Source organism: Kitasatospora sp. NPDC087315 (genome assembly GCF_044744345.1).
GTDB lineage: Bacteria > Actinomycetota > Actinomycetes > Streptomycetales > Streptomycetaceae > Kitasatospora.
Window position 1 is genome coordinate 82,544 of sequence record NZ_JBIUYD010000006.1, and the last position, 14,956, is coordinate 97,499.

Annotated in this window: 14 protein-coding genes and 1 riboswitch; of the genes, 4 read left to right on the plus strand and 10 right to left on the minus strand. The window is 74.0% G+C overall.

Annotated features, from left to right (window positions below):
* Positions 1 to 3 precede the first annotated feature (3 nt).
* Entirely contained in the window at positions 4 to 627 is a 624-nt protein-coding gene (pyrR, locus tag ACIO5D_RS10595; RefSeq protein ID WP_363610458.1) for a bifunctional pyr operon transcriptional regulator/uracil phosphoribosyltransferase PyrR, read from the minus strand.
* A 329-nt stretch (positions 628 to 956) separates the two neighbouring features.
* Here pyrR and ACIO5D_RS10600 point away from each other — a divergent pair, with 329 nt between their 5' ends.
* A complete protein-coding gene (locus ACIO5D_RS10600; RefSeq protein WP_045692870.1) occupies positions 957 to 1,460 on the plus strand; it encodes a transcriptional regulator in 504 nt (167 codons plus the stop codon).
* Positions 1,461 to 1,568: 108 nt separating this feature from the next.
* On the opposite strand, the gene ACIO5D_RS10605 is transcribed toward ACIO5D_RS10600, so the two are convergent.
* From ACIO5D_RS10605 to ACIO5D_RS10630, 6 genes are all read right to left on the minus strand, one after another.
* Positions 1,569 to 2,471 carry a hypothetical protein gene (locus ACIO5D_RS10605; protein ID WP_363610460.1) on the minus strand — a complete coding sequence of 301 codons (903 nt, stop codon included), beginning with the start codon at positions 2,469 to 2,471 and terminating at the stop codon, positions 1,569 to 1,571.
* A gap of 152 nt (positions 2,472 to 2,623) precedes the next feature.
* The gene (locus ACIO5D_RS10610) at positions 2,624 to 3,451 is read right to left on the minus strand and encodes a thioesterase family protein (RefSeq protein WP_363610462.1); all 828 of its coding nucleotides are present in this window, start codon (positions 3,449 to 3,451) and stop codon (positions 2,624 to 2,626) included.
* 142 nt (positions 3,452 to 3,593) lie between these two features.
* Positions 3,594 to 4,031: a transcription antitermination factor NusB gene (gene nusB / locus ACIO5D_RS10615; RefSeq protein WP_063346766.1), complete on the minus strand. Its 438-nt coding sequence runs from the start codon at positions 4,029 to 4,031 to the stop codon at positions 3,594 to 3,596.
* A gap of 4 nt (positions 4,032 to 4,035) precedes the next feature.
* A complete protein-coding gene (gene efp, locus ACIO5D_RS10620) occupies positions 4,036 to 4,599 on the minus strand; it encodes an elongation factor P (RefSeq protein ID WP_363610464.1) in 564 nt (187 codons plus the stop codon).
* Positions 4,600 to 4,682: 83 nt separating this feature from the next.
* Complete coding sequence (locus ACIO5D_RS10625; protein WP_363610466.1) at positions 4,683 to 5,789, minus strand: aminopeptidase P family protein; 1,107 nt, start codon at positions 5,787 to 5,789, stop codon at positions 4,683 to 4,685.
* Positions 5,790 to 5,872: 83 nt separating this feature from the next.
* Positions 5,873 to 7,057 (minus strand): HoxN/HupN/NixA family nickel/cobalt transporter, encoded by a 1,185-nt coding sequence (locus ACIO5D_RS10630; protein ID WP_400794773.1) that lies wholly within the window; start codon positions 7,055 to 7,057, stop codon positions 5,873 to 5,875.
* A gap of 31 nt (positions 7,058 to 7,088) precedes the next feature.
* Positions 7,089 to 7,282: riboswitch (cobalamin riboswitch) on the minus strand.
* A gap of 81 nt (positions 7,283 to 7,363) precedes the next feature.
* Here ACIO5D_RS10630 and ACIO5D_RS10635 point away from each other — a divergent pair.
* Positions 7,364 to 7,747 carry a metalloregulator ArsR/SmtB family transcription factor gene (locus ACIO5D_RS10635; RefSeq protein WP_363610470.1) on the plus strand — a complete coding sequence of 128 codons (384 nt, stop codon included), beginning with the start codon at positions 7,364 to 7,366 and terminating at the stop codon, positions 7,745 to 7,747.
* Positions 7,748 to 7,809: 62 nt separating this feature from the next.
* Positions 7,810 to 9,507, plus strand: a complete 1,698-nt coding sequence (locus tag ACIO5D_RS10640) for a hypothetical protein (RefSeq protein ID WP_400794775.1) — start codon at positions 7,810 to 7,812, stop codon at positions 9,505 to 9,507.
* On the opposite strand, the gene ACIO5D_RS10645 is transcribed toward ACIO5D_RS10640, so the two are convergent.
* Positions 9,504 to 10,037, minus strand: coding sequence for a YcxB family protein (locus ACIO5D_RS10645; RefSeq protein WP_400794777.1), 534 nt, complete (start codon positions 10,035 to 10,037; stop codon positions 9,504 to 9,506). The two genes, ACIO5D_RS10640 and ACIO5D_RS10645, sit on opposite strands and share 4 nt — an antisense overlap.
* A 65-nt stretch (positions 10,038 to 10,102) precedes the next feature.
* A complete protein-coding gene (locus ACIO5D_RS10650) occupies positions 10,103 to 11,701 on the minus strand; it encodes an AMP-binding protein (RefSeq protein WP_400794779.1) in 1,599 nt (532 codons plus the stop codon).
* Between the two features lie 231 nt (positions 11,702 to 11,932).
* Between ACIO5D_RS10650 and ACIO5D_RS10655 the strand changes: the two genes are divergently transcribed.
* The gene (locus tag ACIO5D_RS10655) at positions 11,933 to 12,913 is read left to right on the plus strand and encodes a LysR family transcriptional regulator (RefSeq protein ID WP_400794781.1); all 981 of its coding nucleotides are present in this window, start codon (positions 11,933 to 11,935) and stop codon (positions 12,911 to 12,913) included.
* A 7-nt stretch (positions 12,914 to 12,920) separates the two neighbouring features.
* Here ACIO5D_RS10655 and ACIO5D_RS10660 read toward each other — a convergent pair whose 3' ends face one another.
* Positions 12,921 to 14,948: a regulator gene (locus ACIO5D_RS10660; protein WP_363610480.1), complete on the minus strand. Its 2,028-nt coding sequence runs from the start codon at positions 14,946 to 14,948 to the stop codon at positions 12,921 to 12,923.
* Positions 14,949 to 14,956: the final 8 nt, after the last annotated feature.

Below are 14,956 nucleotides of genomic sequence, written 5' to 3' on the forward strand. Positions count from 1 at the left end.
CGGTTACTCCGGGAGGTGCGGTTCGGACGGCTGGGAGGCCAGGGCCTGCGAGGAGCGGGACGCGTAGTCGCGGTCGCCGACCAGGACGGCGTCCACGCCGTCGGTGTCGGCGAGGCGGACCTGGACGGCCTCGCGCAGCGAGGTGGGGAGGTTCTTGCCCACGTAGTCGGCCCGGATGGGCAGCTCGCGGTGGCCGCGGTCGACCAGGACGGCGAGCTGGACGGCGCGCGGGCGGCCGATGTCGTTGAGCGCGTCGAGCGCGGCGCGGATGGTGCGGCCGGAGAAGAGCACGTCGTCGACGAGGATGACGAGCTTGCCGTCGATGCCGTCGGCCGGGATCTCGGTGTGCTCCAGGGCACGGGCGGGCTTCAGCCGCAGGTCGTCCCGGTACATGGTGATGTCCAGGGTGCCGAGCGGGATCTCGCGGCCGGTGATCTGGGCCAGCCTGGCGTGCAGGCGGCGGGCGAGATGGACGCCCCTGGTGTGGATGCCGAGCAGGACGACGTCCTCCGCGCCCTTGGCGCGCTCGACGATCTCATGCGCTATCCGGGTGATCACCCGGGTGATGTCCGTACCGTCCAGCACCTGGTGCGGCGGACGCGGCGTCGTTTCGTGGTCTGCGGTCATGCCGAAGCGGACCTCCTTCCCCGCCTCACGGGACGGGCCTTAAAGGATGTCTGGGATCGCCCCCGCCGATGCGGCGTGGGCTTCGGTCATCCTACCAGCGCGCTCTCCGGCAAACAGACGTCCATCATTCCGCTTCATCGGGTTAACGCGCCGGACGCATCACCGATGCGGACCATTCGCACGACTGCCCCATTCGGCTTGACGCAACTACCTCACTCTACGTAACCTCACAGTGAGTTACGAGACGGACGTCGGACCCACCGGTAACGGCGTCGGCAATCGCCCGTGACCCACCACTGAACGCGAAGCAATCTCGTCCGGGGAGATCAATGTCCAGCGACTACGCGAAGCAACTCGGAGGCAAGCTCCGAGCGATCCGCACTCAGCAGGGTCTCTCCCTGCACGGTGTCGAGGAGAAGTCCCAGGGGCGCTGGAAGGCAGTCGTCGTCGGCTCGTACGAGCGCGGCGACCGTGCGGTCACCGTGCAGCGGCTGGCCGAGCTGGCGGAGTTCTACGGCGTCCCGGTGCAGGAGCTCCTGCCCGGCGGTACGCCCGGTGGTGCGGCCGAACCGCCGCCACGCCTGGTGCTGGACCTGGAGCGACTGACCCAGGTGCCCTCCGAGAAGGCCGGTCCGCTGCAGCGGTACGCGGCGACCATCCAGAGCCAGCGCGGCGACTACAACGGCAAGGTGCTGTCGATCCGCCAGGACGATCTGCGCACCCTGGCCGTGATCTACGACCAGTCGCCGTCGATCCTCACCGAGCAGCTGATCTCGTGGGGCGTGCTGAACCCCGACGCGCGCCGTGCGGTGCGTGAGGAGGAGGCGGGCTAAGTCCCGCCGCACCGGCTCCCACCAGCGGAGACGGTGAATGCGCCAGGGCGCGGCACCCGGATTCACGGGTGCCGCGCCGTCGTGCGTCCGGACGGCGCGCGCCGGGATTCAGCAGACCGTGTCCAGCCGGTAGCCCGGCTCCGCCGCCACCCCGTCCAGCCGCACCGGGCCGGCCGCCGGCGCCCAGTCCTGCCCGCCGCTGGCCCAGGCCCACGCCGAGGGCCGGTACTCCCCGCAGGCCTCCGCCGAGCCCTGCGAGCCGTGCAGCACCGCCAGCCCCGGCAGCTCCCTGGCCAGGCCCGTGCAGAGCACCGCGCAGAGCAGGTCGAGGTCCTCGTCGTTGATCCGCACCACGCCGTCCTCCCATTGCAGCACCCGGGCCGCGGCGGTCAGCCGCCCGCCCGGCGCGTCCACGGCGAGGCGCAGCTCGTACACGCCGGGGCCGGCGCCGACCAGCATCCGGCGGAAGACCTCGGCCCCGCGCTGGTAGGCCTCACGGACCCCGCGGCCCCGCTCGTCGTAGAGCCCGCCGTCGAGCAGCAGGTCGGCGTGGCGCAGCGTCAGCCCGTTCTCCCGGGCCCGGGCCAGCCGCGGGACGAAGTCCCCGGCCAGCTCCTCGCCCTGGTAGGCCAGGAGCTGGGTCTGCAGCGGCGGGTTGACCAGGTAGCGGTCCCGGGCGGCCGGCTCGACCGGGTCGAGCCCGTGCAGCAGGCAGAACTCCTCGAAGTCCTGCGGGTGGAACATCCGGGCCCGGACGGTCTCGAACCGGCGGCGTGCCTCGGCCAGCAGTTCGGCGGTCTCCCGCAGGTAGCACGCGTAGTCGGGGGCGTCGGACAGCCGCCAGGCGCGGGCCCGCTCGAAGTCGGCGGCGCTGGTCAGGACACCGATCACAAAGGCCTGCTCGCCTGCGTCGGCCCGGCGACGCCCGTGCGGCGACCGCAGCCGGGGGCGGAGGCCGCCGCCGCCGGCGGTGCAGTCGGTGATGCGGCGGGTGCGGCCGTTGCGGCTCATCGGTGGCTCCTGGGGCGTCCTGGACAGGTGACGGTCAGCGGCGGGCGTGCCGCTGACCGTTGTCCTCCCCCGCCCCGCGCGCCGCACACGTACGGCGTGTCACAGGACTGTAACCGACCGTGAGGCGCGGTTTGGGGCGTCCGCCCCGGGCCTCACGCCGGGCGCGGCACCCGGGCCAGCTGGCGGGACTGGGCGACCAGGCGGCCGGACTCGTCCCAGACCTCGGCGTCCTCCTCGAAGTAGCCGCCGGCCAGGTTGCGGGTCGCGTGGGTGACCCGCAGCCAGCCGGGCACCGGCCTGGCCCGCAGGTGGACGGTCAGCTCGACGGTGGGCGCCCAGCCGGGCAGGCCGAGGTCGAAGGTGACCGGCGGCAGGGCGTCGGCGACCAGCAGGAGCAGCAGCGGGTCGGGCTCGCGGCCGTCGGCGAGCTTGAACCAGCCCTGGATCCGGCCGGTGCCGGACGGCTGCCCGAGCGCCCAGCCGACGGTGGCCGGGTCCAGCCGCAGGTCGAAGCGGTCCAGCAGGGCGGCCTGCCGGACCAGCTCCTTCGGGGCGTGCTCCATGCCGATGCACCGGTCCGGCGGGGGCAGCTGCGGCGGCCGGGCAGTGGTGCGCACCTCGCCGTCGGCGGTGGCGAGGTCGCCGTGGCTGGCGACCACCCGCAGCCGCTCGACGCCGTCCTGGCTGAGCGAGGCGGTGCCGGTGGAGAGGCCGCGGCCGGTGCGGAGCACCTCGGTGCGGACGGTGGCCGGGCCGGGGTGGGAGGCGGAGAGGTAGTAGCCGCTGATCGAGACGGGGTCGGTGTGCTCGCCGTGCTCCAGCGCGAGGGCGTGGCCGGCCATCGCGAGCAGCAGTCCGCCGTTGACGCCGCCGCCGATCTGCCAGCCGGCGCCCAGCTCACCGTCGTAGCGGCCGGGCTCGTCCGGGTGCCGGGTCAGGGCGATGCCCTGGTCGAACTCGCTGCGGGTCGCCGTGGTCATGGGGGTGGCCTGCCCTTCACTGCGGGGTTACCGATGAGTAGCCCCAACATACGCCACCCGTCCGGAACGCACGACGGCCGCCGGACCGTTTCCGGTCCGGCGGCCGTGCGTCGGGGTGTGCCCAGGGTTCGTCGGACGATCCCTAGCGGCGGATGCTCGGCTTGAGCTCCAGGAAGCGGGCGAGCAGACCGTTGACGAACGCCGGGGAGTCGTCCGTGGAGAACTCCTTGGCGATCTCCACGGCCTCGTCCAGGACGACCGCGTCCGGGACGCCGTCCTCCCAGATCAGCTCGTACGCGCCGAGCCGCAGGACGTTGCGGTCCACGATCGGCATCCGGTCGAGCGTCCAGCCCACCGCGTACTGCGAGATCAGGTCGTCGATCCGGCGGGCGTGCTGAACGTAGCCCTCGATCAGCTCCATGGTGTACTCGCCGACCTGCGGGGTGCCCTCGTCAGGCTTGGGCTCCCGGGCGCGGGCCACCCAGTCGGCGAGGACGCGCTGCGGGTCCACCCCGCGGTGGTCGGCCTCGAAGAGGATCTGGAAGGCCCGGGTACGGGCCTTGCTGCGTGCGGCCGACACGGACTTACTTCACCCGGCCGAGGTAGCTGCCGTCGCGGGTGTCGACCTTGATCTTCTCGCCGGTCACGATGAACAGCGGCACCGCGATCTCGGCGCCGGTCTCCAGGGTGGCCGGCTTGGAGCCGCCGGTCGAGCGGTCGCCCTGGACGCCCGGCTCGGTGTGGGAGATCACGAGCTCGACCGAGGCCGGGAGCTCGATGTACAGCGGGGAGCCCTCGTACATGGCCACCAGGGCGTCGAAGCCCTCCAGCAGGTACTTGGCGGCGTCGCCGACGACGGCGGGCTCGATCGTCACCTGGTCGTAGGTGTCCGTGTCCATGAACACGAAGTTCTCGCCGTCCTTGTACGAGAACTGCATGCCGCGCTTGTCGACGTTGGCGGTCTCGACCTTGGTGCCGGCGTTGAAGGTCTTGTCGACGACCTTGCCGGTCAGGACCTCCTTGAGCTTGGTGCGCACGAAGGCCGGGCCCTTGCCGGGCTTGACATGCTGGAACTCGACGACGGACCAGAGCTTGCCGCCCTCCAGCTTGAGGACCATGCCGTTCTTGAGATCGTTCGTGGAAGCCACGGGCGCACTAACTCCTGGATATAGCTGTCAAGGAACCAAGGGTTGCGTCCTGCCGCCCGCAGCAGCCGCCGGGCGGCCGCGGGTCACAGGGCGAGGAGCTCCTTGGTGGTGATGGTGAGCAGCTCGGGCCCGCCCTCTTCGAGGGGGCGCACCACGAGCGTGTCCTCGATCCGGACACCGCCCTTACCCGGGAGGTGGACTCCCGGGCCGACGGTGACCGGCACGCGGCTGTCCAGTTTACCCATGTCCGACGGGCCCAGGCGCGGCGCCTCCCGGATCTCCAGCCCGATGCCGTGCCCGACCGGGTGCGGGGAGGGCTCGGTGTGCCCGGCCGCCTGGAGGATCGCCCGGGCCGCCTGGTCGGGTACGCACTGCTCGACGCCCGGCCCGAGCGCCTCCCGTCCGGCCCGCTGGGCCCGGAACACCAGCCGGTGCAGCTCGACCTGCCAGGGCGCGGGGGCGGCGCCGATCACGAAGGTCCGGGCGGTGGAGACGCCGTAGCCCCGGTACTGGGCGCCGAGCACGACGGTGAGGAAATCGCCCTCCTCCACCCGGCGGTCGGTGGGCTGGTGGGCCTGCTGACCGGAGTGGCTGCCGGTGCCGACCGAGACCGGGAAGGCCGCCCGGTCCGCACCGTGGTCGATCATCCGGCGCTCCAGCTCCATCGCCAGGTGCCGTTCGGTGCGGCCGACCAGGATCGACTCCAGCAGTTCGCCGAGCGCCTGGTCGGCGATCTCGGCGGCGATCCGCAGGTCGGCGATCTCGTGCTCGTCCTTGACCACCCGCAGCCGCTCGACCACCGGTCCGAGGCCCGCCAGTCTGACCCCCTCGGCGAGGCCCGCCACCGACCGGTGCCGGGTGACCGTCAGGTCGTGCTCCTCCACCGCCAGGTCGTCCACGCCCAGCCGCCCGGCGGCCGCGGCGGCGGCCAGCGCGGTGTCCTCCCCCGCCGCGACCGGGACCTGGGTGAGGTCCTCGCCGAGCAGGTGCTCCCCGGTGTCGTCCGGCGGCAGGTCGTCCGGCAGCGCCAGCAGCGCCCGCTCCCGGGTGAGCAGCAGCGTCGCCCCGCAGGGCGCGCACCCGGTCAGATAGCGCACGTTCGCCGGCCTGGTGATCAGCGCCGCGTCGGCCCCGGTCGCACCGCAGTGCTCCCTCAGCCGCTCCCGCCGACCCGCGTACGCATCAGCCATGCGTCGAGCCTACGGAGCGCCGCCCCGATCCGCCCGTCGGGCGGGCCCGACCGGGCCGGGGCCGGGGCCGGGCCGCGCCCGGCTCAGGCCTTGGCCTCCGTGGCCTCCGTGGCCTCCGTGGTCTCGGCGGCCTCCCCGGCCGGCGTCGGCCGGGCACCCGCGTGCTGGGTCTGCGGGGACCAGCGCCGCTCCACCCCGGCCAGCCGCCAGTAGGCGATCGCCGCGACCCAGACCACCACGAACAGGCCGACGATCACATAGCCGACGTTGTCCAGCGAGAGGTCGGCGATCCACCCGCTGACCGGGTCGGTGAGGTCCAGCTTCTCGTGCAGCACCCCGACCAGCTCGATGGTGCCGATGATGAACGCCACCGCGATCGACAGCCCAGTGATGGTCAGGTTGTAGTACACCTTGCGCACCGGATTGGCGAACGCCCACTGGTACGCGAAATTCATGAACGTCCCGTCCAGCGTGTCGAACAGGCTCATCCCCGCCGCGAACAGCAGCGGCAGGCAGATGATCGCGTACCAGGGCAGACCGGCCGCCGCGCCGGAGCCGGCCATCACCATCAGGGTCACCTCGGTCGCGGTGTCGAAGCCGAGGCCGAGCACCATGCCCACCGGGAACATCTGGCCGGGCCGGGTGATCGAGCGGGTCGCCCGGTTCAGCACCCGGGCGAGGAAGCCGCGCGCGTTGAGGTGCTCCTCCAGCTCAGCCTCGTCGTACCGGCCGGCCCGCATCGACCGGAACACCTTCAGGATGCCGAGCAGGGCGGCCAGGTTGAGCGCGCCGATCAGGTAGAGGAAGGCACCGGAGGCGGTGGTGCCGACCACGCCCAGCCACTTGTGGGTGGTGGAGTCGTCGTCCATCAGCGTGTTGGCCAGCTGCGCCCCGCCCGCCACCAGGGCGGCCATCAGCACCACCATCGAGGAGTGCCCGAGCGCGAACCAGAAGCCCACGGAGACCGGCCGCTTGCCGTCCGCCATCAGCTTGCGGGTGGTGTTGTCGATCACCGCGATGTGGTCGGCGTCGAAGGCGTGCCGCATGCCGAGGGTGTAGGCGGTGATCCCCAGGCCCACACCGAAGACCTGGGTGCCGACCGTGTACTCGTGCGGTGCCACCAGGAATATGAGCGTCCCGAACGCCGCCACGTGCATGGCCAGGATCACCCCCATCAGCCCGGCCGTGCGGATGGTGTCCTGGCGTTTCCAACGGAAAGTGGGCAACACCGGCGGTGTCGCCGGGGTGGCGGTTTCGGGCAGGGTCATCTTCGGATCACGCTCCAGCACCTCGTGGAATGGCTTCGTGAGATGCCGTGGCCGGTCTCCTGGCTTACGGGGCTTCCGTACCCGCCTTCCCAGGCGCGCGAGGCGCCCAGTGGCGTCGTGGGTACGGACGACTCCCCCCGATCACAGTGGCGAGGGCCGCTCCGGACTGGGATCCCTGAGGATCCGTCACCGGTCTTCCCGAGCACCACGGCGGGGAACACCGTAGGGCCCGTGGGACACCCTTGCAAGGCTGCGCACCTGCGCAGGTGTTCAGAATCACAGGACGCGGACTGCAAGAATGGGGCCATGCATCTCGTACCGGCCGACCGCGCGGGCCACCGCACCATCGACGGACACCGGGTCTGCGAGGCCATCGCCGCGATCGGCGACACCGCGCACGTCCGGTCCTGGGCCGAGCGGTTCTCGCTGCTCGCCGACCCCGGGCGGCTCGCCCTGCTGCTCGCCCTGCACCGGGCAGGCCCGCTCGCCGTCACCGACCTCGCGGTCGCCACCGGCATGCGTGACCCGGCCGTCTCCCAGGCCCTGCGCCTGCTGCGCACGGCCGGCGTGGTCAGCGGCGACAAGGACGGCCGCGTGGTGCGCTACCGGCTCGTGGACGACGGCATGCGCCCCCTGCTGGACTCGTGTGCCGCCGCCGAGCACCACGAGCCCTCCGCGGCCGCCGGCTGACCGTCCCTCGGGGACAGCCGGACAACCGCCCCCGGCCAGGGGCGGTTCAGTACGATCTTCGTGTGCCGTTCCGCCCGCAGGCCCGCGCCTGGCCCGATGACGACCGCTGGGACACCCGGCCCGTCAGGGCCCGCGTGCTGGCGGTCGCCCGCACCCTCACCTCCGCCACCCGGGTACTGGACGTGCTCACCCTGCTGCGCGGCCAGGACGGCATCCACCTCTACCTCACCGTCAACCCCGGCTCCGCGTTCTCCACCGGGCTCGACGGCTTCCTCGCCGGCCTCACCGGCATCACCGTGCTGGACTGGCGCGAGGCCACCCGGCGGCGGTTCGACCTCGCGGTCGCCTGCGCGGTGCACCGCTCGATGGCCCGGCTGAAAGCCCCGCTGATCGTGCTGCCGCACGGTGCCGGCTACAACCGCCTGGTCACCCGGTCCACCGGCGACACCGTCTCCGCCGCCGGCCTCTCCCGCCGCGAACTCACCCACTGGGGGCGGGTGTTCCCCGCGGTGATCGGCCTCTCCCACGAGGAGCAGCTCGACCGGCTGCGGATCTCCTGCCCCGAGGCCCTGCCCCGCGCACGCGTGGTCGGCGACCCGTGCTTCGACCGGATGCTGCGCAGCCTGGACGGCCGGGACGGGTACCGCGCCGCGCTGGGCGCCGTGGACGGCCGCCGCCTCGTCGTCGTCAACTCGACCTGGAGCGAGCACTCCCTGTTCGGACGCCACCCCGACCTGCCGCTGCGTCTGGTCGGCCGGCTCCCCGCCGACGAGTACGCCGTCGCCGTCGTCCTGCACCCCAACATCTGGGCCCGGCACGACCCCGCGGCGCTGCTCGCCACCGCCGAACGGTCCGGACTGCGGCTCGTCCCGCCCGACCAGGGCTGGCAGGCCGCCCTCGTCGCGGCCGACTGCCTGATCGGCGACCACGGCTCGGTCTCCTTCTACGGCGCCGCCCTGGAACGCCACACCCTGCTCGTCGCCACCGGCGCCGACGAACTCGACCCCCGCTCCCCCAGCTACGCCTTCGGCCAGGCCGCGCCGCCGCTCGACCCCGACGGCGACCTGCTCACCCAGCTGGAACAGGCCCTGGCGAACCCGGACCGGGCCGCGCTGCGCCCGATCACCGACCGCTCGCTCGGCCGGCAGGGCCAGTCCGCCCGGCTGCTGCGCCCGCTGCTCTACTCCTATCTGCGGCAGGTGGACGAACCGGACGACGAACCTCGCCAGCCGCCGTACCCGCGACCGGTCCCGCTGCCCACGGCCCTGCCCGGCCCGACGGCGTACGACGTCGAAGGGGAGCGCCGGGGCACCGAGGTCCGCCTGCGGCGCTACCCGGTCGGCCCGGACCACCGCGAGGCCCGGGGCAGCTACGCGGTCAGCGCCGAGGAGCCGACGCTCGCGCTGCGTCACAGCGCCGAGGTGATGGCCCGTACCGAAGTCCGCGCCGAACTGCCCGCCGAGCGCTGGCTCGCCGACACCGCGGCCCAACTGCCGGGCCTCGGCGTGGCCGTGGCCGCTCTCGGCAAGGCCCGCCATCTGCTGCGGCTCCGCGGCGGCCTGCTGCTGGAGGCCCACGCCGAACGCCCCTGGGGTGCGGCCACACCGCACCTCGACCCCCTCCTGCTCGGCGCCGCCGTCGCCCTCTGGCTCGCCGACGGCGGCGACCCGGCCGGCCTGCCGGAACACGGCCTCACCGTCCGCACCGGCGACCGCCGCACCCGGGTCGCGTTCACCCGCCGCCCGGGTCAGAACAGCTAGGGCTTCCCGGCCCTGGACAGGTGCCGCTCCAGGACGGCGCGGAGCCGGTCGACGTCGGCGCCCTCGGCGATGCCCCGCTTGGGCAGCAGCGTGAGGCAGGAGGCGTTCCGGTCACCGCTCAGCAGGACGAAGAGCCGGGGCGTCTCGACGAAGCGCGGCGCGGCCTGCCAGGTGAGGGTGCTCGACGACTGCTCGGTGCTGACGGTGACGCCGGAGTCGTCGACGACGGCCCGGTACTCCCCCTTGCCCTCCGTCAGGCGGTGGAACTGCCGCGCCTGGAGCCACGGCAGGGCGAGCAGAAGCAGGGTGACGAGGAGCATCACGACGAGTGAGGAGCTGACGCCCTCGCCCGACGTCACGGACAGGACGGAGCCGACCACCGCGCACACCGCCGCCACGGTCAGCAGCCAACGGGTCCGCCGGCCCGTGGCGGAGATCTTCGCCCGGGCGGTCAGCGCCTCCCGGAAATCCTCCGCGGTCGGTCGGTACGACAGCTCCAGCCGCGTCCCGGTCCGCTGGTCCTCACCCATGTGCACGTCCTTCTCCTTGATCGGCACCGGATGCTAGCGCGCCCTCCCTTCGACCCGCCGACCATTTATCCCTGGTCCGGTTGTCCGTGGTCCGGGCCGAGCGTGGCCCGCAGCAGCTTCCGGTCGGGCTTGCCCGCCTCGGTCAGCGGCAGCCGGTCGAGGACGTGCACGGCGGCGGGCGCGTACATCGAGCCCAGCCGTTCGGTGACGAACCCCCGGACCAGCTCCCGGTCCAGCCGGTGGCCGGCCGCCGGGACGACGGCCGCCTGGAGCTCCTCGCTCCCGTCCGCCCGCCGTGTCCCGAACGCCGCGCACTGGGCGACGGCGGGGTGGGCGAGCAGCACCTGCTCCACCTCCGCCGGGTAGACGTGGCCTCCCACCACGATGACCATCTCCTTCAGCCGGTCGACGAGGTGGAGGAAGCCGTCGCCGTCGAGGTGCCCCACGTCCCCGGTGCTGATCCAGCCGTCCCGCAGCACCTGCGCGGTGAGGTCGGGCCTGCGCCAGTAGCCGCTCATGAGCATGGGCGTCCGGACGTGGATCTCCCCGTTCCGGCCGGTGGGCAGCACCGCGCCCCGCGGGTCGCGGATCTCGATCTCGACGCCCTCCTGCGCCCGGCCGACCGTGATCCGGCCGTCCGGCCCGGTCACCCCGTGCTCGTGCGGCAGGACCTCGGTGATGTTGCCGGCCTCGGTCTGGCCGTACCAGCCGTACAGGACCGGGCCGAGGAGCTCCGCCGCCCGGTGCAGCCGCTCGGCGGAGGCGGGGGTGCCGCCGTAGAAGACCCGGCGCAGGGCGGACAGGTCCGCGGTGGCCAGGGCCGGGTGGTCCAGGAGTTCGTACAGCAGCGGCGGCAGGAGCCAGAGGTCGGTGATCCGCTCCCGTTCGAGGGCGGTGATGACGTCGAGCGGGTCGAAGCCGGATCGCAGCACGACGGTGCCCCCGGCGAGCAGCGTGGCGTCGGCGACGATTCCGGCCATATGGGCGAGGGCGGTGCAGGCGAGGAAGCGGGGCGGCGGGGAGGGCGCGAGGCGGGCGGCGTGCGAGACCAGCAGCCGGCCGTACGGGCCGTGTGCCATCCGGATGCCCTTGGGGATGCCGGTGGTGCCGCCGGTGAAGCGGATGCACCAGTCGTCCTCGGCCTGCGCGGCGCCCTTCGGCCCGGCGGTGGTCCCGGTGGCCGTCCCGGTCCGGCCCGGGCGGAGCGCCGAACCCGCCACCGCCGCCGGGTGCCAGTCGGTGGGGGCGGAGTCCAGCGTGAGCACGGCCGGTACCCGGACCAGCGCGAGCAGCGCCTCGCCCGCCGTCCGCAGGTCCGGGTCGACGAGCAGCGCGGCGGTACCGACGCTGTCCACGATGGCCGCCTGTGTCCCGGGGGCCGAGCCGAGGCCGAGCGAGACGACCCGGGCGCCGAGGAGATTGGCCGCATACCGCGCGACCAGCGCCTCGGGGCGGTCGCCGACGAGCAGCGAGACGGTGCTGCCGCGGCGCACGCCGTGCTCCGCCAGGGCGGCGGCACTGAGCAGGACGGCTTCGTGGAGCTCCCCGGCCGGGACCGCGCGCCCCTCGGCGGTGATCAGCGCGGTGTGCTCGGGGGAGCGACGGAGGGCGTCGAGGATGCGTTCGACGTAACTCTCGTACGGCGGTGCCGGGTTCTCGGACACGGCGGGGGCCTCCTTCGGCAGGGCGTCCGGCGCGGGCGGGGTGCGGATCGGTCCGTGGTGCGGGTCGGTCCGTAGTGCGGGTCGGTCCGTGGTGGAGTCGGGACACCGGCCGGTCGCGGCGGCCCCTCCTGGAGGCTATGGGTGCCCGGCTCGCCGGATCCAAGACCTGATGCGGCATAAGATGATGTCCTGCGGGTTATGAGGAACGGCCCGACCCGGGGGGGGCGGCGGATGGACCTGCTGGCGCTGCGCTGCTTCCAGGTCGTAGCGCGCCACGAGCACGTCAGCCGGGCGGCCGAGGAACTGCGCGTCGCCCAGCCCTCGGTGAGCCGGATGATCGCCCGGCTGGAGACCGAGCTGGGTGTTCCGCTCTTCGACCGCAGGGGCCGCCGGATCCACCTCAACCGCCACGGCGCGGCCTTCCTCCGGCGGGTCGACCGGGCACTGCGCGAACTCGACGACGGCCGAAGGGAGTTGGCGGATGCCGCAGATGGCGCCGGCGGCACCGTGACGGTGGCCACCGAGACCCTGCTGACCCTCGCCGGGGTGCTCGCCCGCTTCCGGACGGCTCACCCGGACGTCGAGGTCCGGCTGCGCCAGTCCGCCGCCGATGTGATGGTCCGTCAGCTCCGCGACCGCGAGGTGGACCTCTGTTTCGCCTCCCAGCCGCTGGCGGGACCCGCCCTGAGCTCCGTGGTCCTGCTGCGCGAGGAGGTGCTGCTGGCGGTGCCCGTCGGCCACCGGCTGGCGGGGCGGGAGCAGGTCGCGGTGACCGAGCTGGACGGCGAACTGTTCGTCACCCCGCGCCCGGGCCACTGGCAGCGGGTGCTCGCCGACCGGCTCTTCGCCGAGGCGGGTGTGCGGCCGGTGGTCGCCTGCGAGGGCGACGAGCCGGGCGCCGTACTGGAGCTGGTCGCGGCCGGCCTGGGGGCCGCGCTGCTGCCCGCGATGGCGCGCGGCTCGGGCCCCCGGGGCTCCGTCGCCTGGGTACGGCTGGCGGCCCCCGGCTGCCGGCGGGAGCTGCGGCTGGTCCGCGACGGCGACTCCTACCGCACCGAGGCCGCCCGCCGGTTCGGCGAGTTCGCCGCGCGGCACTTCCGGCGGACCGCCCACGACGGCGGCCGCGGCTCCGACTCCCCCGGCCGGACCGGCGCCGGGGCCGAGCGGGGCGACGCCCCACCCCCCGCAGGCCCTCCGACCGGCCGGCCGTAGCCCTGGGTCAGAACGCCTGGGCTTCGCCCCGAAGCCGCCGCAGCCGGGCCCGGCTGCGGTCGGCCAGCCCGGTGTCACCGAGTTCGTCCGCCAGCTCGACGAGCAGCGTGTGCGCCTCGCCCTCCTTGGCCGCCTGGCCCAGGGCGAAGGCCCGGTCGGCGCTCTCGCCCGCGTGGACGACGGCCCGGTCCAGCCGGCCCAGGGCCCGGTGGGCGCGGGCCCGGACGAGCGACAGCCGCATCAGCATCGGGGAGTCCGCCGTCCGCCCGGCCGTCGCGGTCGCCTCGTCGAGAACGGCCAGCGCCTGTTCGGGGCGGCCCGCCGCGATCAGTGCCTGCCCGAGGTGGTAGCTCTGCACCACCACCCCGTGCGGGTCGCCCTCGTTGGCCTCCCGGGCCAGGGTGAACAGCTCCACCGCCCGCTCCGGACGGCCGTCGGCGAGGCAGAGCAGCCCGTCGGTCTCACGGACCAGGCCGGCCAGCCGCGGCTCGTCCACCAGCGGGAGCAGTGCGGACGCCGCGGCCAACTGCTCGGCCGCGCGCGGGTACTCCTTGCGCCCGTGGTAGGCCCGGGCGAGCTGGTTGCGCATCCGGATCCCGGCGTCCGGGCGGTTGTCCCACTGGGCCGCCTCGACGCCCAGCAGGTGGGACTCGGTCCAGTCGTCGTAGAGCCCGCGGCCGTGGTACAGCGGCCAGAGCGACTCGCAGAGCCGCCACACCTCGCCGTGCCAGCGCTGTTCCGCGGCCGCGCGGACCGCGCCGAGCAGATTGGCCCGTTCGGCCTGGAGCCACTCCATCGCCTCGGCGCGTGAGGCGAAGCCGGGCAGCTCCGCGCCACCGGGCTCCTGGAGCCGCAGCCGGTCACCGAGCACGGCCCGGTCCGCCAGCGCGGCCCGGCCGCGGTAGTACGCCACGATCCCGCGCAGCAGTTCCGCCCGGCCGGGCTGCCGGCGGGCACGGTCGCGGGCGTGCAGCCGGACGAGGTCGTGGGTGCGGAAGCGCTCCTCCGGGCCGTCGTCCACCACCTCGTCCAGCAGGTGGGCGGCGAGCAGGTCGGCGAGACCGTCCGGCACCCGTTCGAGGCCGACCGCCTCGGCCAGTTCGACGGAGACGTGCGGACCCGGGACGGTCCCGATCAGGTGGTAGAGGTCCCGGGTGTGGCCGGCCAGCCGGAGGTAGACCGCGTCCAGGACGTCGCCGATCGCGCCCTCGTCACTGCCGAGTGATGCCAATCTCCGCTCCTTGTCCGCGAGTTCCGCCACCACCCGGTCCACCCGGAGCCCACTGCGGTCGAGCAGCTGGGAGCCGACCGCGTTCAGCGCGAGCGGCAGGCCGCCGCAGAGCTCGACCAGGTCCTCCAGCTCCCGGTCGGTGCCCCGGCCCGGGCCGAGCCAGCCCCGGACCAGCTCGGTGCCGGCCGTCGTGCTGAGCGGGTCGAGCCGCAGCACCTCGGCGCCGTCCAGCGCGAGCCCGGGCAGCCGCCGCCGGCCCGCGACGACCACCAGCCCGGTGGACGGCAGCAGGGTGCGGACCTCGGCGGCGTGGTCGACGTTGTCCAGGAACACCAGGACCCGGCGGTCGGCGGTGACCGTCCGGAACAGCGCGGCCCGTTCGGGCAGCGTCTCCGGTACCTGGTGCGGCTCCAGCCCGAAGCCGCGCAGGAAACCGGCCAGGATCTCGCCGAGGTCCACCCCGCCCAGGTGGCGGTGGGCGGCGAGGTCGGCGTAGAGCTGGCCGTCCGGGAAGTGCTCGGCGTGGCCGGCCGCGAACTGGGCGACCAGCTCCGTCTTCCCGACGCCGCCGAGGCCGGTGAAGGCGATCACGACCGGCCGGGAGCCGTCGAGATGGCCGAGCGCCGCGGTGAGCGCGGCGAGCTCCTTCGCCCGGTTGACGAAGGTCCGGCGGGGCTTCCTGACCTGCTGCGGCGCCCCGAGCGGCGGCCGCGCCCCGTGCACGTGCACCTCGACGTTCCGGCCCTGCACCACATTGCCGTACACCGTGCCCGACACGGTGTTGGCCTTCTCGTAGCCCTCCACCTGCCCGC